The organism is Microbulbifer maximicatervae (SeqCode), assembly GCF_052467955.1.
The window spans coordinates 645,895-666,982 of sequence record NZ_CP174329.1 but is presented as its reverse complement, the minus strand read 5'-3'; the positions used below and the strand labels follow the sequence as shown (position 1 = coordinate 666,982).

Genomic DNA, 21,088 nt, shown 5'->3' with positions numbered 1-21,088 from the left:
TAGAGCCCCTCCACAATAAAGAGCCGGCACACCGAAAACTATATCCGGGAATATTATGAGCAAGAAAAAACACTTTGATCTGGACCAGCCCCTACGGCACCCGGACCACCACCGCCCGGTAACACGCCGCGACTTTCTCGCTCAAGGCTTCCGAGCGGGTATGGGAACAGTGCTGGGCGGCTCTGTCTTCAGCTTGTTTGCCAATCCCCGTAGTGCCCATGCAGCCCTTTCCTCAGACCTGGAAGCACTGCGAAAAACCAATGGCGGGCCCTGTGACGTCAGTGCATTCGGTGCCGGTAAAATTCCTTTTATTTGTTTCGATCTCGCCGGCGGTGCAAATATCGCAGGCTCCAATGTGCTGGTAGGTAAAGAGGGCGGACAAATGGATTTTCTCGGCACAGCCGGCTACAACAAGCAAGGCCTCCCCGGGGATATGGTTCCCTCCCTGGGCGATGAATTTATCAATACTGACCTGGGTCTCGCCTTCCATAGTGACAGCGGTATGTTGCGAGGCATTCTGGAAAAAATCGCTGCTGGCACAGCATCGGCGACCAACGGTGCAGTTATTCCCGCTCGCTCAGAAAATGACACCGGCAACAACCCACACAATCCCATGTACGGTATTAACCAGGCGGGAGCCAACGGTTCCCTGCTGGCCCTGATCGGTTCCAGCTCCAGTGATTCCGGTGGCAACTCCATGGCTCCTTCCGCCATGATCAACCCCGAAGTTCGCCCCACCAAAGTGGATCGCTCTTCCGACGTTACCGGCCTTGTAGATGTAGGAGACCTGGTGGGGCTGCTCAGCCAGGAGGATACTGTCGCAGTGATGGAGTCCATGTACCGTATCTCCGAAGCGAAACTCAGCAACGTGAATACTAAAGTCAGCACCGATGCAGTTATTAAAGACCTGGTGCGTTGCGGCTATATGAAAAGTGCTGACCTGGCTGATCGCTTTGGCAACCCGGCCGATTTAAATCCCGAATCCGATCCTGATATCGTCGGGCCATCCGGTGTATTTACCAGCTCAGAATTAAGTGGAGACAGAGAGTTCCAAAAGACCGCCTCAGTGATGAAGCTGGTCGTCAATGGATATGCCGGTGCAGGCACTATTACCATGGGTGGCTATGACTACCATACCGGAGACCGCGCCACAGGAGAGATTCGCGATTTGCGCGCTGGGCGCTGTATTGGCGCTTGCCTGGAGTATGCCGCCCGCCGCAACCAGCCCCTGATGATTTACGTTTTTAGTGATGGTTCCGTTTTCTCCAACGGAATGCTGGACGACTCGGTAGAGGGCCGTGGCAAAGGCGTCTGGACTGGCGATGATCAACAGACAGCCGCCTCATTTTTCCTGGTATACAACCCGGCGGGCCGACCACAATTACTCGGTGGCACGGCGGACGAACAGGCGATCCACCAGCAACTCGGCTATATGCGCAGCTCCGGTGACGTAGAAACAACATCCACCCCCGCCGCTAACAACGTCAATTTATTGGTGGAAACTGTAGTGCTCAATTATATGGCCCTGCACGGAGAGCAAGGTAATTTCTCCACCTTATTTCCCAACCATGGCCTCGGCGATAGTAACTTACAAGACAGCATGACTGCCTTCGCCCCCATTATTTAAGTTGGATAAGTGATGTTCCGCTTTTTTAAATCACTATTACTGTGCGGTGCCACACTTTGCGCGATTCCTTCTGTGGCCGAGTGGCACTACGCTGAACGTGCAATTATGGGGACTCAGGTTCGCCTGCAACTTTGGCACGAGGACGGCAATGAAGCCGAGCACCTTATTGAAGAGGTCATGACAGAGTTCCATCGCCTTGACGATCAGCTCTCACCCTATAAGGAAAACAGTGAACTATCTCTCGTCAACCGCACAGCTGGCCGGGGGAACGTCAATATATCCAAAGAACTCACCAACCTGATTGATAAATCCCTTTGGTTTAGTCAGCTCACTGATGGTGCGTTCGATATCAGCTATGCCACCCTCGGCAAGCACTATGATTTTCGCCAGCAAAGACAGGCAGACGCCCAGCTGACGGACTCGTTGTTAGAAGCGTTGAATTACCGCCACTTAAAACTGAATAAAAAGGCCAATACACTCCGTTTTGGCCACAAAAGCACAAAAATAGATTTGGGGGGAATTGCCAAAGGCTATGCGGTTGATCGGGCAATTGAGATCCTCAAGCAGGCAGACATTTGCTGCGCCAGCGTCAGTGCCGGTGGCGATGCACGCATGCTGGGAGATAAACAGGGGCAACCCTGGTTAGTGGGTATTCGCCACCCCCGTGAAAAAAGTAAAAATGCTGCGGTTATCCCCCTGCGTGATATTGCTATCTCTACCTCAGGTGATTACGAGCGTTATTTTATTGATGAGCAGCAGGATAGAGTGCACCATATTTTTAACCCATCCACAGGAAAACCCTCGGAAACTTCTGCAAAAGACACTGATAAGTTGATTAGTGTCAGCATTATTGGCCCCCGCGGCTTTGATACCGACCCCCTTTCTACCAGTGTGTTTGTTCTGGGAAAAGAGAAAGGCTTGGCACTTATTAATCGATTGCCCCAATTTGAAGCAGTAGTTATCGATAGTAACCGGAAGCTGTTTTTCAGTCGCGGTTTGGAGAATCTTTGAGTAATCCGTTTTATCTTCATAGAAAATTTGCCAACAAGATCACATCAGATCGTTGATCCCCTGACATAATTTGCGCCGACCAAAGAATAATGCCAATTCCTATCAAAAGGTCTGCCATGAGACGCCCCTTTCAGTGCTTTATTTTATTTATCGGCCTTTTAGGCTCTGTGCTTGTGCAGGCTCAGGAAAGCGATTTCTCTGCGGAGAAATTGGAAGAATTAAAGCGCGATGTACTCAAATTAAACAGGGATTTATTGATTCTTGAAGAAGATTTGCTCTATCCCGCACAGAGCCAAATTGCCTTTTATGTATCTATGGATGTAGGCCACTATTTTACTTTGGATGCAGTAAAGCTACACATCGATAACAAGTTAAGTGCAAGTCATCTATATACGGAACATCAGCGGGAAGCGTTGATTCGCGGTGGCATTCAACCGCTTTACAAAGGCAACCTAAAATCCGGTGATTACACTATTTCTGCTTTTATAACTGGCCTTGGGCCCGAAGGGCGCGAATACAAGCGGGCAGCCAAGTTGGAATTGAATAAAAGTGATGAGCCCGCCGTTATTGAACTGGTTATCTCAGACAACTCCGGAAAACAACAGCCGGAGTTTGAGTTGGTGCAGTGGCCAACGCCCTGATTAGCCATGCACTACCCATCTTTTACCCGCACCCTATCCCTGGCGCTCACCCTTGCCGCAAGTAACCTTTGCGCTCAGGAAGCTGATACTGTTGCCGAAACAAACAGTCCCAGCAATGAGCAGCGAGCCCCACAAAAATACCAAAGGGCTCAAGACCTGGCTTATGGCGCTACGCTTTACGAGTATTTTCAAGGGAATTACTTTGATGCCCTGAGCACACTGCTGGTTGCTCAACAGCGGGATTCAATTCAAATTCACAGGGATAACGCCGCATTGATAGAGGGCGGGATCAGCCTAGGGTTTGGTTTACATAGACGAGCAGCTGAACTATTTGAAGAGCAGAGTAATGTCGAGGCTGCGCCAAAATATCGCCGCACTGCCTGGTTAAAGCTGGCCGAATTAAATTACCTGAACGGTGATTTTGTCAGCGCTGCAGCACACTTGGAAAAGTCAGGGGTTGCCGAGGAGTCCTCTCTACCTCTCAACTTAGCGCTGCGCAATAAAGACCTCACCACGGCTCAAAAATTACTGGAAACCAGCGATTTATACCCTGCGGAAAAGTTATTGGGACATATCAACTTAGGCGCAGCCTTTGCCAGGTCCGGCCAATTGCCTGCAGCAATTCACGAATATCAAGTCGCTGTTGATTTTGCTGAAACAATTGATATTCCTTCGTCTGAAATTCCCATACTCATTGATAAAGCCCATATTGGTATGGGGTACGCCCTGGCACTTGCAGAGCAACACAGCGCAGCTAAAGAAGCCTTTTCCAGGGTTCGCCTCAACACGCCCTGGGCAACTCGCGCACTCCTGGGAATGGCTTGGTCCTCTATCAATGGTGAAGACTACCAGGCGGGCATAGACGCACTGCAGTTTTTACTGGATAAGCACCGCTACAGTCCCGCCGCACGGGAAGCGATGGTAGCCCTGCCTTATGGTTACGAAAAACTGGAAAATCGCTCTGTAGCCCTCAGAGCATATCAAAGCGCTGAAGCTTATTACCTGGAAACACTTACTGAGTTACACCAGTTACAACAAGACCTGGCGACGGAACCACTGGCCTATGATCCTGTTCAGCGCGAGGCTTGGCGCTATGGCTGGTTACAACTAGCCCAGGCCTCTCCCCTATTGCGCGATAACCAACACTTTCTGCGGCCAATCCTACAAAGTGACCACTTCCAATTGCGGCTCACCAAACTGCGCGATCTGCAGCAGCTCACCCAGGTCCTACAGACCTGGCAAGATAAACTACCCCAATTTGCTGACCTTATCGAAGAGCGTCACCTGCGCCGTACAACGATTATTGATAACTACAATAGCGCCCAGTTTGACCAGCAGTTGCAGATGGCAACACAGCAATATGATCATTTGAGGGCAGCTCTCGAGCATATTGAACAGGAGCGCGACGCACTCACTTTATTGGCGACCACCGCCACTCCAAATGAACAAAGTGAAACCCTCGAATTACTGGAAATTCTCACCGGCGCTCAAGAACGTCTTAAAAAAATCCAGGACAGCGGCAAAGCCAGCCAACAACAAGCAGAAACCCTGGCGAAAGCCCGGGGGATTTTGCTTTGGCAAGCCAGTGAACAGTATCACGAGAAGTTGTGGCAGCAGCAAAAATCCCTACAACTGCTCGAAGATCAGTTACGCAGGGGGCGGGAACAACGCAAGAAAACAGATACCGAAGCACAGCGGGGGCCACAACTGCGCCAACTAGCCTATCGGGTGGTCACCGCCGGTGACGAAATTCCAGCTCAGCAAGCGGCGATTGGTCGAGCCAGCGAATTGATTGAAGCCGACCTACGCCGAGAAGTTATCGCCCAGCTGGGTAGGGAGCAGCAGCAAATTCACAATTATATGGCCCACACACGCCTGGCTATCGCACGTCTGCAAGACGCTGAAATGCAGGCGATCCCCACAACCTCTCAGGCTGACAGTGACACGGATAATACCGGGGCCGCAGACAATGAATAACGCCCCGCATCCGGCAGCTGTGTTTACCCTGCGCTCCCTGGCTATTGGTATTTGCTGTGCCCTGACAGCCTGCGGCAATCAACCGGTACAAACCCTGGCTGACCTGCCCCGCGCCAACCCACCCAGCCCCCAGGAAGAGGCACCGCAAAGTCCGCCCGTGCAAACCGTTATCGCGTTGGAAAACCTGGTGCAAAGTTACCGCATGGCACTGGAGAGCCACACCGATCCCAAGGTTCGGCAACAAATCCATCTGCGCCTGGCTGACTTGGAAATGGAACGACTGGAGCAAAAACAGTCCGACAATCCGGATACTATTGTCGACTACTCCAGCGCGGTCGATTATTACCAGAGTCTCTCTGCACAGCGCCCAAAAGATGATTACATTCTCTATCGCTTAGCCCGCGCCCGGGCACTGGACGGGGAAATGCCTGCGGCCTTACAGGCATTGGAAAAGATTGCCGGTAGCGCACCGGACTCACCGTTTATCGGCGAAGTCTTATTCCGCCGTGGCGAGGCGGCATTCAACCGCAAAGACTACCCCAGTGCCGCCCGAGATTTCCGTGCATTGCTCAAGCAGGGGCCGAGTCCATTTACGGATAATGCTCGCTATATGCTGGCTTGGTCAGAATTTAAATCGAGCAATTACCGCGCATCCACAGAAATTTTTCTCCAGTCGCTGGATATTTTGCACAGTGAGGAACAGGGGGAGGAACTCCCTGTTGGGCGGCAACGCCTGCGTGAAGACAGCCTGCGCGGGCTCGCATTAAACTTCAGCTACCTGGGAGGTGCTGAAGCCATTGAGTCTTTTAACCTCAATGGAGAGCCACGTCCCTATCAGCACCAGCTATACAGTGCACTCGGTACCTGGTATCGGGAAAAAGAGTTGTTCCGCAATAGTGCCGATACCTTTTTACAATTCGTCAATCACTACCCACAAACCCAGCAAGCCCCACAGCTTCATCTTCTCGCCGTTGCAACCTTGCAAGCGGGGAGACTACATAAGGAAGTTCTGCCCACGAAGCGGGACTTTGTGCGTCGCTATGGTGTGAACAGTGATTACTGGCAAGCAGCAGGTGAAACTCAACAACAGGAGTTGGCCAAAACCCTGCAACCATGGCTGTATGAATTGGCCCAGTTTGACCACGCCCGCGCTCAGGAATTGGCTCAGCAGGTCACAAAACTACCCGCGAATAAGGTGAAAGAACGTCGCCTTGTCAGCGCACAATCACTGGGTGCCTATCGCAGCGCAGCCGCGTTATATCAGGAATACGCGCAGACTTTTCCACAAGATCCACGCACGCCATCCATGGTTTTCCTGATGGCGGAGTGTCTTGAGCAGGCTGCAGATCACCCCGCCGCCTGGCGCGCTTACAGCCAGGTCGCCTGGGAATACCAAGATCCCAAGTATGCTGCCGAAGCCGGCTACGGAGCCATCCTCAGTGCAGCCAGAGTGCATGAACAAACTCCGGATCAAGAGTCGGAACAGAAAATCCTGTGGCTCGATCGCAATATCGAAGCGAGCCTGAAATTTGCACAGAGCTGGCCCCAAGACCCGAGAGCTCTGCCAGTACAGCTGGCCGCTGCCGATAAGTTGTTACAACAATCGCGTTTTGCCGAAGCCATCGCCGCTGCCGAGCACGCCGATCAATGGCAACCGCCAGCCAATAGGCAACAGCAACTAAGTATTGCAATAATACTGGCCCACAGCCATTTTTCCCTGAAACAATATCCCCAGGCAGAGGCTGCCTATACCCGCGCGCTCGGCTACCAGCCAGACGATAAGCTGCGCAAAGACGCATTGCGCCAATTGCAGTTATCCATCTATCGCCAGGCAGAAATCATTTTGGCCCAGCGCGAGAATGAAGATGCCGCTCCCAGTGAGGAAGCCCTCAATCACCTGCTGCGTATCCGCAATAGCGGGCGCACAGAGGTTGCGGCCACCGCCCAATACGATGCGATTAATTTTCTTATTCAATTAGGGCAGTGGCAGCGCGCCAGCACAGAACTCGCTGATTTCCGCCAGTTTTATCCCGCGCACACCTTGACGCCGACACTGGCTGCCAAAGCCATCGTTATCTTTGAAGCTCTGGAAATGCCAGCGGCCGCCGCCTCAGAATTACTGCAATTAGCCGCTACAGATCCGGATCGGGAAGTTCGCCGTCAATCCCTGTTTATGGCAGCAGAAAACCTGCAAAAAGCCGGTGAGTACAACAGGGCTATTGAAAGCTATCGCAACTACAGCAAATTGTGGCCAGAGCCCGCTGAGCAACGTCTGGAAGCGCAATTTCAGCTGGTCGAAATCTACGCTCAGACCAAAAAGCCCACCAAGCGGAATTACTGGCTACAACAACTTGCACAGAACTCGCTGCAGTCACCCCGCGGGCGTTACCTGGCCGCTTATTCTCAAAGTGAACTGGCGGAACAAAGTTATGCGAAATTTGCTGAACTGGCACTGCGCTTGCCGTTAAAGACCAGTCTCGCTAATAAAAAGCGGGCCATGCAAACCACCGTGGCAGATTACCGCAAAGTCCTGGAATTTGGCATCGCAGAATTCACCCCTCAAGCAAACTATCGCCTCGCAGAAGTGTACCGACAGCTCAGCCGTGACCTGATGGACTCACAGCGCCCTAAAAACCTAAACGAGCTGGAATTGGAACAATACGAAATTCTACTGGAGGAACAGGCCTATCCCTTTGAGGAGAAGTCCATAGAACTTCACGAGGCCAATATCCAGCGCACGGTTGAGGGTATTTACGACGACTGGGTTAAACGCAGCTTCCACTCACTGGGAGAGCTGTTACCCGCACGCTACAAAAAAGAAGAAAAAACCCTGGAGTGGAGTGATGCACTGCACTGAATTTAGCGCCCATAAATTATCTTCAATCGCACGGTTATTCACTACTGCGCTATTGGTTTTTCTACTCTCTGCATGTAGCGGCCTGCAAAAGACGACATCGCCCGCAGATAGTGACGCCGCGCAACAACTGACAGAGAACCCCTACTTGCGGGATGGTAAAAGAGTACCGCAACAGGCCCGTGCGGCAATGGAACTGGCTCGCCAGAATTTTCAGGCAAATGATTTACCTGCGTCTGAATCGCAACTGCTCCAAATTACTGAAAAGTGGCCGGAGCTCTCTGGAGCCTGGCTTAACCTGGCAATCGTGCAACAGTCCGGCGAGAAATACGAGGAATCCGAGCGCAGCTTTCGCCAGGCTATTGCTGTAAACGATAACAATGTATTTGCCTGGAATCGTCTTGCCGCCCTGATGCGTGACCGGGGGCGGTTCGAAGATGCAGAGCAATACTACAACGCCGCCATAGAGCGTTGGCCACACTATGCCGATGCACACCGCAACCTGGGAATCCTCTACGACCTTTACCTGCAACAACCCGAGCGTGCCCTTCAGCATTATATGGCAGCGCAAGATTCCGGTACTGAACAGGATAAATTGCTCAGTGCATGGATACTCGAGCTGGAGCGGAGACTTTAACAATGAAATTATTTTCTAGCCTCATACTGAGCCTGTCTATCTTTGCATACGGCGCAACAGCAGAGGAAATAACAACGCTGGAGTCCACCGTAATTGGCAGTCAGGAACAACCTAAGGTTTTATATATCATTCCCTGGAAGCAAGCCAACAGTTTACAAAGGCTCGACAGCGTTCTGCCGCAAACTTTCTCCTCTGTATTTGAACATCAGGAATATTCGGAATTTCGGCGGGAAATAAAGCTGTTACAAGCTGAACAGGAAAAAACCGATTAGGCCGACCCACCAAAATTAAAAATAATTTTTTTGCGGCGCATGGAAGCGGCGCTGCTGAATTTATACAGCGAAGACATGGAACAGCCGCAGCAGGCTTCAACGTCCCGCGGCCCTCTTTATACACCAAGGGTGGGAACTCAATCGCTCTCCCTTTGCACTACAAATTTATAACTTTATCTGTGGAGAATTAAATCATGGAATTCACTCAAGCGATGCTGCGTTTTTTCCAAAATGGCGGACCCTTCATGTACCCAATTGCGGTGGTCCTGGTTATCGGGCTGGCAATGGTAGCAGAGCGCTGGATATTTTTATCACGCGCGCGGAATGCCAATAAAAAGGCGTATCAACAAGTATTGCCCATGTTGCAAAAACGCAGCTATCAAAGTGTCTTGCAGCTGGCCCGAGACAACGACGCAGCAATGGGGCGTATCGCCGCAGCGGGCATCAACACTTTGCAATTTGCCAAGCGCGAGGAAAATATTGCCCTGGCTATTGAGGAAGGGATTCTCGAAGCGGTTCCCCGCCTGGAAAAACGCACCAGTTACTTGGCCACTCTCGCTAATATTGCCACTCTGCTGGGCCTACTCGGTACTATTATGGGTCTGATTGCTGCATTTACCGCAGTAGCCAGTGCCGACCCATCTGAAAAAGCGACCATGCTCTCCACCAGTATTTCCGTAGCGATGAACACTACAGCATTCGGTTTGATTTCTGCCATTCCCCTGCTGTTGTTTAACTCAATGCTGCAAAATAAAACCAATGAGATTGTCGATAGTTTGCAAATGGCCGGGGTTAAATTCCTTAATCTGCTGACCATGGGACGCCCACAGAAAGCGGAACAACGCACCGCTAACAGCTAAGGGATACCGCCATGCTGAACATAAATATTCGCCGGCGTGGATATGAGGAAGCGGAACTCGATATCACCTCGTTTATGAGTTTGATGACCATTTTGGTTCCTGTGCTACTGCTAAATATGGTGTTTTCCCATATCTCCGTGCTCAAGCTGAACCTGCCGGGTATCAGCGATGGAAGTTCCAGCAGTGTGGAGGAAAATCGTCAGCTCGAACTCGTTTTGCGTACGCAGTATGTCGATATCAATTATCCCGCTGGGCAGCGGGTTAAACGCATCCCACACGAAGAAAACTCACCGGATTTCGCCACGATATCTATCGTTTTACAGCAGATAAAACGGCAGTTGCGAGAAAAATCTATCGACAAAGATGATCTGGTGATCCTGTCAGAAAAGGGAACGCCTTACAAAACTCTGGTCGCCGCCATGGATACTGCACGCAGCTACCGGGCTGTAGTGGCCGCATCTGTTGTTGATGCAGAACTGTTCCCCCAGATATCTCTCGGCGATGCACCGGAGCAGACAAAATAGCGGGGCCAAACTATGAAGATAAATGCAGCCGCAAAACTGCAAGAGCGCAGGCAAAGGCAAAAAAAGCAGCAGTCAAAACTGAACCTGGTATCACTGATGGATATCTTCACCATCCTGGTATTTTTCCTTCTGGTGAACTCAACCAGTGATGTTCAGGTTCTGCAGACTGATAAAACCATAAAACTGCCCAAGTCCACCTCACAACAGAAACCCGAGGTGACTACTGTAGTGCGGGTCAACAATAAACAGCTGTTTGTCGGGGACCGATTTATCGCCAGCATCGATGACATCGATCCCAGCGCAGAGAATATTGAAGCCCTGGTAACAGAGCTTAAATACCGTGCTGAACGAGCGGGAGAGCTGAGCGAAGCCCAGAAAACTCTGGGCCGAGCAGTGACTATTTTAGGTGATGAACAAGTTCCCTATGAGTTGCTGAAGCAGATCATGCACACCTGCGCAGCCGCAGACTTCCGCGATATGTCTTTCGCCGTAGAACAAACAGCGCCGGAAGATCCCTCGGGGGTGGAATCCTGATATGAGTACAGCAACCATTAGTTACGCCCCCTGGCAACTACAGGAAACAGTGCTTCCCTGGTCCGCCTCAAGAGAGGAGGATCAGCGCTTTATCAAATTGCTGCGCGGTGGCCTGATAGCCCTGGCCATCAGTGGCATTGCCGTTGCACTGGCGCCAGTACCCGAACTCACCCGGGAACAGGCCGAAAGGGTGCCACCACAGCTGGCCAAAGTGATTCTGGAGAAAAAGGAATTGCCAAAACCCAAGCCAAAGCCGAAACCCAAAGAGCAAAAGAAGCCCGAGGAAAAGAAAAAGCCCGAAGAGAAACCCAAAAAGAAAGCGGAAACACCCGACAAGCCCAAGCCTGTGGAGAAGCCGCGCAAGGTTGAAAATCCCCCGGTTGCCAAGGTACAGCAGGCCCGGGAGAAAGCGGCCAATAGCGGTCTGAATGCACTCGCCGATGATCTGCTGGATATGCGCGAGAGTTTTAATACATCGGATATTAGCCGGGGCCAGCTCAGCTCGGGGAATGCTACTGCCACTAAAATAGAACGCAGTATGATCGCGGATAAGTCAAAAGCTTCCAGTGGCGGCGTTGCCGCCGGTAGAGTAAGTCGGGATACCGGTGGTGTCTCACTGGCCGGACGTGAGAACACCCGAGTACAAAGTACCCAGGCAACGGGTTCAGCCAAAGAAGCGGTGGCCAAGGCCCGAGGGCAAAAATCCATACGTACCGACGATTCCATTCGCAGTGTTATGGAAGCCAATAAAGAGGCCATTATTGGAATCTATAATCGCGCGCTGCGCAGGGACCCAACTCTGCAGGGAAGACTCACCGTACAGTTGGTGATCGCACCGAATGGTGCTATCGCGTCGATCAAACTGGTAGAGAGCGAGCTCAATAACCCGGCACTTGAACGCAAGTTGCTGGCGAGAATCCGCATGATCAATTTTGGTTCTGCCAACGTTGAGAGTACTACCAAGAACTACTCAATCGACTTCCTGCCTTCTTAAGTTCCGATAGCTATCTTGTTTGTAGCGTGGCGACACAGGGACGTGCCGCCATTTGAAGGGCGTTAATAGGTGGGCAAGAAGCTGATCCACCCAATCAACTAAAGCAAATCCAGCGCATAGCGACGCAATGTTTGCATAGGAATAATTTCCAGCGCCTTCACATGTGTACTCTGTAAAAATACCCGGGGTGCCATATCCAATTTCTCCGCTTCAAGCCAGCGCGCAGCACAGAGACACCAACGATCCCCTTCCTTTAAACCGGGAAAATTAAACTCCTCTACCGGTGTGCTCAAATCATTGCCGCGACTGCGGGAAAACTCCAGGAACTTATCAGTCACGGCAACGCAGACGGTGTGAGAACCGAGATCCTCTTTACAGGTGTTACAGCAGCCATCGCGAAAGAAGCCTGTCTTCGAGTCCAGGCTACAAGGCACCAGTGGATCACCAAAGACGTTGACTGAATTTTCTATCTCCATTCCTGACTCTCTCCACTTCTATCACCAATTAGCTGAATGTCCACCAGCTGCCAGCGCAGACCATTGCGTTGCATCAACATGCGCAATTCAGGCCGACCATGCTCACCATATTCAACACTCAGATGATTGAGGTCGGTAAAATGCCAGCCCATGCGCTGCCAGGAATCTTCATTCTCTTCCGCTGCAGAAGTCTCATTCTCGGAAATATCCGGTGTTTCACCACCCTGTCGATAAATTTCCCGCTGAAATGCCTCCAGATCCTCTCCCCCACGAAGAAGGTCGGCAATGCCCTCAGGAGTAATAAACTGTTGTAAAAGTGGATCCATAAAGAAATTTGCACCAGCACTGAGTAATTCATCAAATTCCTGAGGAATAGAGTTACTTAGAGAATTCCTAAGTTGCTGCTGTAAGCGGATCTTTAAATTGTCACGTAAAACAGGAAAATCGACATAGCGCTCTAACGTGTCGATACTCTCAGCTCTAACCTGCGGCTGATCGGATTTAGCCATTTTCGCCGCACGCTGCAATTGCTCGATGGAATAAAACGGCAAGGCGACATACCCAGCGGTAATCAACACCAAAACCAGGCCGCTCATCCACAGTATTTTTTTCATCAATTCTATTCCTTAGTCACTCCCCGGGGATTTTATGCTGAGAAAGATGTATCACCTAATTTGCCAATGTATTGGCGTGGCATTGTTCGCCACTCCTGCCTATGAGATATTTCCCTCCCAAGACTCTGCACCCCATTAATAATCTAAATCTCAATAAGGACAGCTAACAGGATGAGTGACATCTATACGGCACCAAAAGCCGATTTGGCAAGTACGCGGGAAATGGAGGAATTCGGCTCTGTAGAGAAGGGGATTGCAGGGGACTATTCGTTTTCTCTCGGTGAAGCCCTCAGTGAAGGGTGGCAATTATCACTAAGCAATATGGGAACTATATGGCTTAGTTTTATTCTTTACGCACTGGGCGCATCCGCAATAATGCTCATCCTAGCGGCATTAATGTGGGGTTCTATATCATCGGCTGCTGGTTTATCAGGCATGCTATTCCTAGTCATCTTAGCGCCTATCGCCGTAATAGTGATCGTTGCCCCTCTTATGGCAGGTTCTATGATGGTAAGTATAAAGATTGCCAGAGGAGAAAAAACCAGCGCCACCGAGGTATTCTCCTATTTCGATAAAATCGTGCCCCTTGGCCTGGCAATGTTTTTATTATATTTCCTCGTTTCGATTGGCTTTTACCTGTTACTTATTCCCGGTATCTATCTTTCAGTCGCCTATATGATGGCCCTGCCGCTTATCGTAGATCACAACCTGGGTCCCTGGCAGGCTATGGAGGCTTCACGTAAAGCCATCACCAAAAACTGGTTCGCCTTTTTTGGCCTTTTGCTGGTAATGATGGTCATTTACGTTGCAGGCAGCCTTCTATTCCTCATAGGATTAATATTCGCCCTTCCCTGGATTTTTGCGACTTACGGCGTTGCTTACCGTCAGGTCTTCGGCGCCCCCACTCAAAACACATAATCGGTTCTACCAAACAGGAGCGGTGGCTTGCTGGATACCACCTATAACGTCGAAACACCCGAGGGGATTGATTTGCGCGCGCGGGCCGCTGGGCCCGTGCCACGTATCCTTGCGTATGCAGTGGATGTGTTTTATCGATCATTGATATTGGCTGCGATCGGCTTTGCGTTGCTATTTGCCGGCTTTGCCGGTGCGGGTATCTGGCTCGTCTGCGCCTTTCTTCTCGAGTGGTTTTACCCGGTGTTTTTTGAAGTTTTGCGGAACGGCCAGACACCGGGCAAAAAGGCCTTTGGCCTAATGGTGGTCAACGACAACCTTACGCCGGTATCCTGGGGAGCATCCATCGTTCGCAACCTGCTACGCTTTGCGGATTTTATGCCATTTGCCTACGCCACTGGCGTAATAAGCATGACACTGGGGCGTCACTTCCAGCGCCTTGGCGACCTGGCAGCAGCCACCCTGGTGGTCTATCGCGAAGAGGAAAAGGCACCTGTTGCCCTGCCGGATACCACCCCGCTCCCACCACCACAAAACCTTCGCCAGCAAGACCAACAGGCACTGGTTAGCCTTTTGGAGCGCCACCAGGATTTAAGCGAAGCGCGTCAGCAAGAGCTCGCCAATCTGCTCGAACCGATTACTCGGAAAAGGGACAGCGATGCCTTGAGCTACCTGCGCTCCGTGGGCAGTTGGCTACTCGGTGGCAGGGGATAGGCAGAGGTACCTATGAAGCAGAGAGACTTTGAGAATCGCTACCGCGACAGCTGGGAGCAATTAGAAGCCTGGCTGAAAGCGGATCGGAACAAGTCCGAAGTTGCGGCCCTGGACCTACCCGTCGCCTACCGCAACCTTTGCCAGCAGCTGGCAATGGCAAAGGAGCGGCAATATACCAACCGCCTGATAGACCACCTCAACCAGCTGGTTATGGCGGCACATCACCGTGTCTACCGCCAGGAAACCTTGCGCCGCAAGGGATGGTTGCACTATTTGTTGGCAGGTTTTCCCCAAGCCGTGCGCGCTAATAGCCGCGCAGTACTGCTGGCATCCGCTTTGTTTTTAATACCTGGCCTGATCCTGGGAGTCGGCACTTACAACAACGATGCCCTGGTGTACGCAGTAATGTCACCGGAACAGGTTATGGGTTTTGAATCCATGTATGATCCGGGCAACCGGGTACTGGGCCGCGAGCGCGGCTCTGATACCGACCTGTTCATGTTCGGTTTTTATATCAAAAACAATATTGGCATCGCCTTTCGCACCTTTGCCGGCGGTGTACTGTTTGGCCTGGGCTCAATTTTCTTCCTGGTGTTTAACGGCATCTATATTGGCGCAGCGTTTGGGCATATCACCCGGGTGGGCTTTGTCTCCACCTTCTACCCATTTGTGATTGGCCACGGCGCCTTTGAGTTGACCGCCATAGTACTGGCGGGAGCAGCGGGCCTGATATTGGGACGCTCTCTAGTGGATCCGGGCCAACACCGACGCACGGTCGCACTGCGCCTGGCCGCTGTCGAAGCAATGAAGATTATGTACGGCACTTTCCTGATGCTGGTGATTGCCGCTTTCCTTGAAGCCTTCTGGTCCTCCAGTGCCAGCACACCGATTGCGATCAAGCTCGGGGTAGGCGCCCTGTTTTGGGTACTGGTCTTTGCGTACTTTATCCTGGCGGGACGCAGGGAGGGCGCAACTCATGCAAATTAAGAATCTGGCAGTGCGAGCCCGCTTGCGCTCTCCCTGGGAGTCTGTCGATCTCGGTATCGCCCTGGCACGAAAATACTGGTGGCAACTTTTTATAGTCTACCTGTTGCCTGCAGCACCGCTATTTGCTTTGTGTTATTGGCTGTTTCCAGAGTCACCAACGCTCTCCATCTTATTTATTTGGTGGCTGAAACCCGTATTTGATCGGCAGCCCCTGTTTATGATCAGCCGCGCATTATTTGGCTCACCGGTATCCATTGGTGAGGCATTGAAGCATTTCTTTAGCCAGAATCGTCGCGACTGGTTTATGTGGCTTACCCTCCGTCGGCTGAGCCCCACACGCTCTTTCGATATGCCAGTCACCGTGCTGGAGCAATCCACAGGTAAGGCCCGTACCTCGCGCCTTGGGGTACTGCACCGCAAACACTCTGGGGCCGCCACCTGGCTAACACTAACGCTTTACCATATTGAGATATTTCTACTTGCCGCATTAAGTGTGATGGCATTTCTGTTTATCCCTGAACAGTATTCCGATGGGATCGATTGGATCCCTCTGCTCCAAGGGGATACTCAATGGCTGGAATGGATATATAACGGACTCTACCTGTTTGTTATGGCAGCAGTAGCCCCCTTCTATATCGTTAGCGGATTTTGCCTTTATATTGGCCGTCGTATTGAGTTGGAAGGCTGGGATATAGAAATCCAGTTTCGGGACCTGCTGGAACGCCAGCAGCGTGAACAGGAGTCCCACCGCAGAAGAAAACCAAGCACTGCTGCGCTAATCCTGATCTGCGGGCTCACCTTTGGCTCATTAATTCCAGCGCCCCCCGCCAGCGCCGCATCTTTGGAAACCCCGCAGCAGGCCCAAGAGCATATTGACGAAATCCTCGCTGGCGATGAATTTCATCAAATGAAAGAGATCAGTGGTTGGCGCAAAAAAGACAAATCTGAAACAGAAGCCGTCAAAGAAAAGTTCCCCGAGTGGTTAATTAACTTTATCGAATGGCTTTTTGAGAACTCTAAAGATACGCCTGAAGTTGACGATGAAGTTAAATGGGGCCCAACAATTGCGAAAATCCTGGAGCTGCTGCTTTGGATTGGCTTGGTATTCGGCCTGGGCTATCTGCTTTGGAGACATCACGATAAAATTCTTCAGAGCTTGAAATGGCAGCCTAAGCCAAAGAAAAAGCAGCCCGTCCCCGAAACCCTATTCGGCCTGGATGTACGCCAATCGAGTCTGCCCGATGACGTTTGCGCGGAGGTCATGCGCCTGTGGACAGAGGGAGACAAGCGAGCCAGTTTGGGACTATTGTACCGCGCCACCCTCTCTCACCTGATTGAAGACTTCGAGTTTTATTTTGGCGATCACCTTACCGAAAGTGAATGCGCACAGCTGGTACAAGTAAGGCAACAGGAGCCGAATGAAGTACAGCGCCCAGTAAGTCCCGCCCTGAGTCAATTTGTACAAGAGCTTACTGCAAACTGGCAGCAGCTTGCCTATGCCCACCGGCCGCCAAAAGAGGCTCAGGTAAGCTCACTTTGTAGCCAATGGCAGGAGGAATTTGGCAATGACCGCTAAGAGAATTCTGTTGGCAGCCCTGGTCATAAGTGGCGTGGCACTTGTATGGCTATTCCTCACTTTCTACGAGCGCTACTCCAAGGAGATCGACAGCGGCTGGAGCATGGAAGCCAGACGAAATCCCTACCTGGCAGCAGAAAGATACCTCACCGATATCCAACTGGCGCCGCATCAGGCAGATAATATATCTGTACTCCAAGGCCTTTCCTCCGATGCCACCCTGTTTATCAACAGCTCCAGCCAGGTCTATAACCCCACCAAGGCCCAAGAACTTCTAGAGTGGGTCGAGCGCGGTGGCCACGCCATCGTTGTAGCCTATACCGGCAACTTCGACAGCGACTCCGGGCGCAGTGAAAACCGCGATTGGCTACTTGAGTCCATGGACGTCTCTATCCAAGAGGGACACAGTAAGTTCGAACTGCAAGAAACCCTGGAGCAACTGCTCGGGGAGGATGCCGTACTCGAGCCTGAGCAGAGCCCCGCTGATGCCATGCGGGAGCACAATCGCAAACTGGACGAAGGCGAAACGGAAGATGAGCCGAAGGAACAAGAGGAACCTCGCAACCCCGATGTGTCAGAAGAGGATCTGGTAACCCTGCCTGTTGAGGGCGGCAGCGAAATACAGCTATACCTCGATGCCAGCCACCTGCTCTACCACCCTTCGTTTAATGACGAGACTATCACCGATGGACCTGTCTTCTGGGCAAAAGTACGACGCGGCGATGTCGGCGTACCGTTTATGCAGTTCGAGCGCGGCAATGGTGTGATTACCCTGATGACTGACAGCACCCTGTGGCAGTCCCAGCGTATTGGCCACTTCGATCACGCCTATTTCTTACAATTGCTGGCCGGCGAAGGAGAGTTTGTCTTTCTCACCCGCCCCCGCTTTGAAACCCTTTCTAAGGTTGCTCGTCAATACGCTGCAGAGTTTTTTCTCGCCGGCGCACTGGCCTTACTCGCTTGGCTATTACTACACGGGCGCCGCTTCGGCCCCTTGCAGCCGGAGCCAGAAGTGTCCCGCCGTTCTCTGCTAGAACATATATCCGCCTGCGGCCATTACTACTGGCAGGACGACCAGGGGGAAACCCTTCTGCGCGGCCATCGGGAAGAACTTCTACGTCGCCTTGGCGCCACCCATATCAACGCCACTAAAAAACGCAAACTGTGCGACAAGCTCTGTGCCTCCACCGGTATGGATGAACGGCTAATAGTTGAAACCTTGTGGGGCAAGCCCCCAACAACCGAAGAAACATTTACTGAACACATGCGTAATCTGCAGCGAATTGAGGCAGTCCTATGAACGAGACCACCCTTCAACCAGAACAACAAACCACGGGCCCGTCACCTGACTGGCAGGCTGCGTCCGCCAAACTTCAGATACTGCGCAACAATATCAACCGGTTGCTGATTGGCCAGGAGCAGGTGGTTGACCAGGTACTCGTAGCTCTATTGGCTTCTGGCCACGTACTGCTCGAAGGTGTACCCGGACTCGGCAAAACCCTTCTGGTGCGCACCCTGGCCAACTGCTTTGGCGGCAATTTCCGTCGCATCCAGTTTACCCCGGATTTGATGCCCGCCGACGTTACCGGCCACGCCATGTACAACATGGGAGAGAGCCGCTTTGAAGTGCGTCGCGGGCCGGTATTTACCAACCTGCTGCTGGCGGATGAAATCAACCGCGCCCCCGCCAAAACCCAGGCCGCCCTGCTGGAGGTGATGCAGGAGAAGCAGGTCACTATCGACGGCCAGGCACTGAAAGTACCCAGTCCATTTATGGTACTCGCCACTCAAAACCCCATCGAGCAGGAAGGTACCTACCCGCTACCAGAGGCGGAACTGGACCGATTCCTGCTGAAAGTCCTCATCGATTACCCCAGCCTCGAAGCGGAACTGCAATTGGCCGCCGCCGCCAGCAGTGGCCGAATTGAGCGCAGCCTGCAGGAAAAGCTGGCCGGAGAAATTACTGTCGAGGGATTGCAGCAACTTCAGGCCCTGGTGCCCCAGGTGGGCTTGGACGAACAGGTATTGAATTACGCCGTGCGGCTGGTGCGCGCCACCCGTCAATCACCGCAGCTGCGCAGCCCCGCCGGCCCACGCGCCAGTATCGGCCTGCTACAGGCAGCCCGCGCCAATGCGCTGTTACAGGGACGGGAATTTGTACTGCCGGATGATATCAAGGCCATGGCCATCCCGGTAATGCGCCACCGTATCGGCCTATCTCCAGATATGGAAATTGACGGTGAAACTGCTGATACGGCGCTGGCAATGATTATCGACAGTGTTGAGGCGCCGCGACTGTGACACAGACTGTAGCTGCAACAGAGCAACAGGTAGCACCAGCACAAAGCGGTCGCACCGGCCCGAGTCCGCGCCTGGTCAAACTGCTCGGCTACTGGTGCCTGGCAGCTCTGGCAATTACAGCAGCGCGAATTTGGTTTCCGCAAGCCAGCTCATTTATCGGCAACCTTTGGTGGGGAGCGAGTGCCCTGTTAATCAGCGCCACCCTGCTGGACTATCTCACTGGTTACCGTGTAACCGGTCTGCAGGGGCTGCGGCGATTGCCAGGCAACCTGGCCCTGGGCGTACGCAATACTGCGCGGCTAAAACTTCACAATACCGGCCCACGCCCACTATTACTCCAGATTTCCGACTCAATCCCACAGCAACTGGGATCGACAGGGCTGCCGCGCTCCGCACAACTTAACCCGGACCAGGAAATCACCATCGAGTACGACCTGGTACCCCGTCGCCGAGGCAGTGCCTCTTTCGGACGAATCGAGGTGCTGGCCAACTCTCCCTGGGGACTCTGGCAGACAAGGGTATGGCTGGGACAGGAGCAGACCGTCAAGGTCTACCCCAATTTTCTTGGTATCTCCTCGCTACAATCTCTCTCCACCGAACAGAGCCTGCGCCTGATGGGGTTGCACCAGCAGCAGCGTCGCGGTGAGGGAATGGACTTCCGCCAGCTGCGTGAATACCGCCAGGGAGACAGCCAGCGACAGGTGGACTGGCGCGCGAGCTCACGGCTGCGCAAACTGATCAGCCGTGAATACCAGGACGAGCGCGACCAGGAAATTATTTACATGCTGGATTGCGGCCGCAGGATGCGCGCTAAAGACGGCGAGTTGAGCCACTTTGACCACGCACTCAATGGCTTGCTACTTTCAGCTTATGTCGCCATCAAACAGGGGGACGCGGTCGGCTTGCAGGCATTTGCTGCGGCACAGGAGAGCAGTGGTGGACAGCTGCCGCCAGTAAAAGGCGAAAGTGCAATCAATCTACTGTTGAATAATGTCTACGACCTCCACTCTGGCACCAGTAGCGCAGATTACACTAGCGCCGCACAACAGCTGATGGCCCACCACAAACGCCGTGCCCTGGTAATCCTGATTACCAACTTGCGCGATGAAGATAGTGATGAACTCCTAGCAGCAGTCAAATTGCTGTCGCGCAATCACCTGGTGATGATTGCCAGTCTGCGGGAGACTTCTGTGGACAAATTGCTGCAACAGCCGATTCAGAACTTTGATAGTGCAGTAAACAGCGCCGCAGCGAGGGACTTCCTACGCCGCAGGGAGCAATTACTTCAGCATTTGCAGGCACACAATGTCATAGTGGTAGACTCGAGGCCGGAGCTTTTGCACCAGTCTCTGGTAGAGGCCTATTGGCGCCTAAAGCGCAGCGGCAGAATCTGAATCGACAAATTTACCGAGTGGGGACTCTCCGAGCCCCCACTCTGCAAACCCTCCCTATAACCTTCCCACTACCCGCAATAATCCAGGGCTGTCCGGGAACTCTACCCAATCCCGGGAATCTCTTATTGAGCGCGCTACCTCCTGGAACCTTTAGCTTCCAGCAAAGTTAGATTTATTTTT

General features: G+C 52.4%; 20 protein-coding genes. 18 read left to right on the top strand and 2 right to left on the bottom strand.

Going from position 1 to position 21,088, the window contains the following annotated elements:
* Positions 1 to 55 precede the first annotated feature (55 nt).
* The 11 genes from ACJJI5_RS02890 to ACJJI5_RS02840 all read left to right on the top strand — a co-directional run bounded on the left by ACJJI5_RS02890 (position 56) and on the right by ACJJI5_RS02840 (position 11,931).
* On the top strand, positions 56 to 1,627 hold the full coding sequence (locus ACJJI5_RS02890; RefSeq protein WP_413663678.1) for a hypothetical protein: 1,572 nt from the start codon (positions 56 to 58) through the stop codon (positions 1,625 to 1,627).
* A gap of 12 nt (positions 1,628 to 1,639) precedes the next feature.
* The gene (locus tag ACJJI5_RS02885; protein ID WP_444895799.1) at positions 1,640 to 2,638 is read left to right on the top strand and encodes an FAD:protein FMN transferase; all 999 of its coding nucleotides are present in this window, start codon (positions 1,640 to 1,642) and stop codon (positions 2,636 to 2,638) included.
* A 116-nt stretch (positions 2,639 to 2,754) separates the two neighbouring features.
* The gene (locus tag ACJJI5_RS02880; RefSeq protein WP_444918494.1) at positions 2,755 to 3,279 is read left to right on the top strand and encodes an AraC family transcriptional regulator; all 525 of its coding nucleotides are present in this window, start codon (positions 2,755 to 2,757) and stop codon (positions 3,277 to 3,279) included.
* 6 nt (positions 3,280 to 3,285) lie between these two features.
* Positions 3,286 to 5,256 (top strand): hypothetical protein, encoded by a 1,971-nt coding sequence (locus ACJJI5_RS02875; protein WP_445355467.1) that lies wholly within the window; start codon positions 3,286 to 3,288, stop codon positions 5,254 to 5,256.
* Positions 5,249 to 8,113 carry a tetratricopeptide repeat protein gene (locus tag ACJJI5_RS02870; protein WP_445355466.1) on the top strand — a complete coding sequence of 955 codons (2,865 nt, stop codon included), beginning with the start codon at positions 5,249 to 5,251 and terminating at the stop codon, positions 8,111 to 8,113. The genes ACJJI5_RS02875 and ACJJI5_RS02870 overlap by 8 nt, the downstream gene beginning before the upstream one ends.
* Positions 8,100 to 8,747, top strand: coding sequence for a tetratricopeptide repeat protein (locus ACJJI5_RS02865; protein ID WP_413663683.1), 648 nt, complete (start codon positions 8,100 to 8,102; stop codon positions 8,745 to 8,747). The genes ACJJI5_RS02870 and ACJJI5_RS02865 overlap by 14 nt, the downstream gene beginning before the upstream one ends.
* Positions 8,748 to 8,749: 2 nt before the next feature.
* On the top strand, positions 8,750 to 9,019 hold the full coding sequence (locus ACJJI5_RS02860) for a hypothetical protein (RefSeq protein WP_445355465.1): 270 nt from the start codon (positions 8,750 to 8,752) through the stop codon (positions 9,017 to 9,019).
* 194 nt (positions 9,020 to 9,213) lie between these two features.
* Positions 9,214 to 9,879 (top strand): MotA/TolQ/ExbB proton channel family protein, encoded by a 666-nt coding sequence (locus tag ACJJI5_RS02855; RefSeq protein ID WP_445355464.1) that lies wholly within the window; start codon positions 9,214 to 9,216, stop codon positions 9,877 to 9,879.
* An 11-nt stretch (positions 9,880 to 9,890) separates the two neighbouring features.
* Positions 9,891 to 10,403 carry a biopolymer transporter ExbD gene (locus ACJJI5_RS02850; protein WP_444958889.1) on the top strand — a complete coding sequence of 171 codons (513 nt, stop codon included), beginning with the start codon at positions 9,891 to 9,893 and terminating at the stop codon, positions 10,401 to 10,403.
* Positions 10,404 to 10,415: 12 nt separating this feature from the next.
* Positions 10,416 to 10,937: an ExbD/TolR family protein gene (locus tag ACJJI5_RS02845; protein WP_413663686.1), complete on the top strand. Its 522-nt coding sequence runs from the start codon at positions 10,416 to 10,418 to the stop codon at positions 10,935 to 10,937.
* 1 nt (position 10,938) lies between these two features.
* Entirely contained in the window at positions 10,939 to 11,931 is a 993-nt protein-coding gene (locus ACJJI5_RS02840) for an AgmX/PglI C-terminal domain-containing protein (protein ID WP_413663687.1), read from the top strand.
* A 98-nt stretch (positions 11,932 to 12,029) separates the two neighbouring features.
* Here ACJJI5_RS02840 and ACJJI5_RS02835 read toward each other — a convergent pair whose 3' ends face one another.
* Together ACJJI5_RS02835 and ACJJI5_RS02830 are read right to left on the bottom strand one after the other, a co-directional pair.
* Positions 12,030 to 12,407: a DUF2237 family protein gene (locus tag ACJJI5_RS02835; RefSeq protein ID WP_445355463.1), complete on the bottom strand. Its 378-nt coding sequence runs from the start codon at positions 12,405 to 12,407 to the stop codon at positions 12,030 to 12,032.
* The gene (locus tag ACJJI5_RS02830) at positions 12,398 to 13,021 is read right to left on the bottom strand and encodes a DUF2939 domain-containing protein (protein WP_413663689.1); all 624 of its coding nucleotides are present in this window, start codon (positions 13,019 to 13,021) and stop codon (positions 12,398 to 12,400) included. Before ACJJI5_RS02830 ends, ACJJI5_RS02835 begins: the two co-directional genes overlap by 10 nt.
* A gap of 171 nt (positions 13,022 to 13,192) precedes the next feature.
* Here ACJJI5_RS02830 and ACJJI5_RS02825 point away from each other — a divergent pair, with 171 nt between their 5' ends.
* Genes ACJJI5_RS02825 through ACJJI5_RS02795 form a run of 7 tightly spaced genes read left to right on the top strand, consistent with a single transcriptional unit; the run spans position 13,193 to position 20,908 of the window.
* Positions 13,193 to 13,939 (top strand): DUF2189 domain-containing protein, encoded by a 747-nt coding sequence (locus ACJJI5_RS02825; RefSeq protein WP_413663690.1) that lies wholly within the window; start codon positions 13,193 to 13,195, stop codon positions 13,937 to 13,939.
* A 27-nt stretch (positions 13,940 to 13,966) separates the two neighbouring features.
* Positions 13,967 to 14,650: an RDD family protein gene (locus ACJJI5_RS02820; protein WP_444895790.1), complete on the top strand. Its 684-nt coding sequence runs from the start codon at positions 13,967 to 13,969 to the stop codon at positions 14,648 to 14,650.
* 12 nt (positions 14,651 to 14,662) lie between these two features.
* Entirely contained in the window at positions 14,663 to 15,637 is a 975-nt protein-coding gene (locus ACJJI5_RS02815) for a stage II sporulation protein M (protein WP_413663692.1), read from the top strand.
* Positions 15,627 to 17,213 (top strand): DUF4129 domain-containing protein, encoded by a 1,587-nt coding sequence (locus ACJJI5_RS02810; protein WP_445355462.1) that lies wholly within the window; start codon positions 15,627 to 15,629, stop codon positions 17,211 to 17,213. The genes ACJJI5_RS02815 and ACJJI5_RS02810 overlap by 11 nt, the downstream gene beginning before the upstream one ends.
* A complete protein-coding gene (locus ACJJI5_RS02805; protein WP_444915253.1) occupies positions 17,203 to 18,513 on the top strand; it encodes a DUF4350 domain-containing protein in 1,311 nt (436 codons plus the stop codon). Before ACJJI5_RS02810 ends, ACJJI5_RS02805 begins: the two co-directional genes overlap by 11 nt.
* Positions 18,510 to 19,514 (top strand): AAA family ATPase, encoded by a 1,005-nt coding sequence (locus tag ACJJI5_RS02800; protein ID WP_413663695.1) that lies wholly within the window; start codon positions 18,510 to 18,512, stop codon positions 19,512 to 19,514. The genes ACJJI5_RS02805 and ACJJI5_RS02800 overlap by 4 nt, the downstream gene beginning before the upstream one ends.
* Entirely contained in the window at positions 19,511 to 20,908 is a 1,398-nt protein-coding gene (locus ACJJI5_RS02795; RefSeq protein ID WP_413663696.1) for a DUF58 domain-containing protein, read from the top strand. The genes ACJJI5_RS02800 and ACJJI5_RS02795 overlap by 4 nt, the downstream gene beginning before the upstream one ends.
* Positions 20,909 to 21,088 lie beyond the last annotated feature (180 nt).

Excerpts from the sequence above, each read along its gene's own strand:
- ACJJI5_RS02890 (WP_413663678.1), top strand. The coding sequence starts at position 56 with ATGAGCAAGAAAAAACACTTTGATCTGGACCAGCCCCTACGGCACCCG.
- ACJJI5_RS02885 (WP_444895799.1), top strand. The coding sequence starts at position 1,640 with ATGTTCCGCTTTTTTAAATCACTATTACTGTGCGGTGCCACACTTTGC.
- ACJJI5_RS02880 (WP_444918494.1), top strand. The coding sequence starts at position 2,755 with ATGAGACGCCCCTTTCAGTGCTTTATTTTATTTATCGGCCTTTTAGGC.
- ACJJI5_RS02875 (WP_445355467.1), top strand. The coding sequence starts at position 3,286 with ATGCACTACCCATCTTTTACCCGCACCCTATCCCTGGCGCTCACCCTT.
- ACJJI5_RS02870 (WP_445355466.1), top strand. The coding sequence starts at position 5,249 with ATGAATAACGCCCCGCATCCGGCAGCTGTGTTTACCCTGCGCTCCCTG.
- ACJJI5_RS02865 (WP_413663683.1), top strand. The coding sequence starts at position 8,100 with ATGCACTGCACTGAATTTAGCGCCCATAAATTATCTTCAATCGCACGG.
- ACJJI5_RS02860 (WP_445355465.1), top strand. The coding sequence starts at position 8,750 with ATGAAATTATTTTCTAGCCTCATACTGAGCCTGTCTATCTTTGCATAC.
- ACJJI5_RS02855 (WP_445355464.1), top strand. The coding sequence starts at position 9,214 with ATGGAATTCACTCAAGCGATGCTGCGTTTTTTCCAAAATGGCGGACCC.
- ACJJI5_RS02850 (WP_444958889.1), top strand. The coding sequence starts at position 9,891 with ATGCTGAACATAAATATTCGCCGGCGTGGATATGAGGAAGCGGAACTC.
- ACJJI5_RS02845 (WP_413663686.1), top strand. The coding sequence starts at position 10,416 with ATGAAGATAAATGCAGCCGCAAAACTGCAAGAGCGCAGGCAAAGGCAA.
- ACJJI5_RS02840 (WP_413663687.1), top strand. The coding sequence starts at position 10,939 with ATGAGTACAGCAACCATTAGTTACGCCCCCTGGCAACTACAGGAAACA.
- ACJJI5_RS02835 (WP_445355463.1), bottom strand. The coding sequence starts at position 12,407 with ATGGAGATAGAAAATTCAGTCAACGTCTTTGGTGATCCACTGGTGCCT.
- ACJJI5_RS02830 (WP_413663689.1), bottom strand. The coding sequence starts at position 13,021 with ATGAAAAAAATACTGTGGATGAGCGGCCTGGTTTTGGTGTTGATTACC.
- ACJJI5_RS02825 (WP_413663690.1), top strand. The coding sequence starts at position 13,193 with ATGAGTGACATCTATACGGCACCAAAAGCCGATTTGGCAAGTACGCGG.
- ACJJI5_RS02815 (WP_413663692.1), top strand. The coding sequence starts at position 14,663 with ATGAAGCAGAGAGACTTTGAGAATCGCTACCGCGACAGCTGGGAGCAA.
- ACJJI5_RS02810 (WP_445355462.1), top strand. The coding sequence starts at position 15,627 with ATGCAAATTAAGAATCTGGCAGTGCGAGCCCGCTTGCGCTCTCCCTGG.
- ACJJI5_RS02805 (WP_444915253.1), top strand. The coding sequence starts at position 17,203 with ATGACCGCTAAGAGAATTCTGTTGGCAGCCCTGGTCATAAGTGGCGTG.
- ACJJI5_RS02800 (WP_413663695.1), top strand. The coding sequence starts at position 18,510 with ATGAACGAGACCACCCTTCAACCAGAACAACAAACCACGGGCCCGTCA.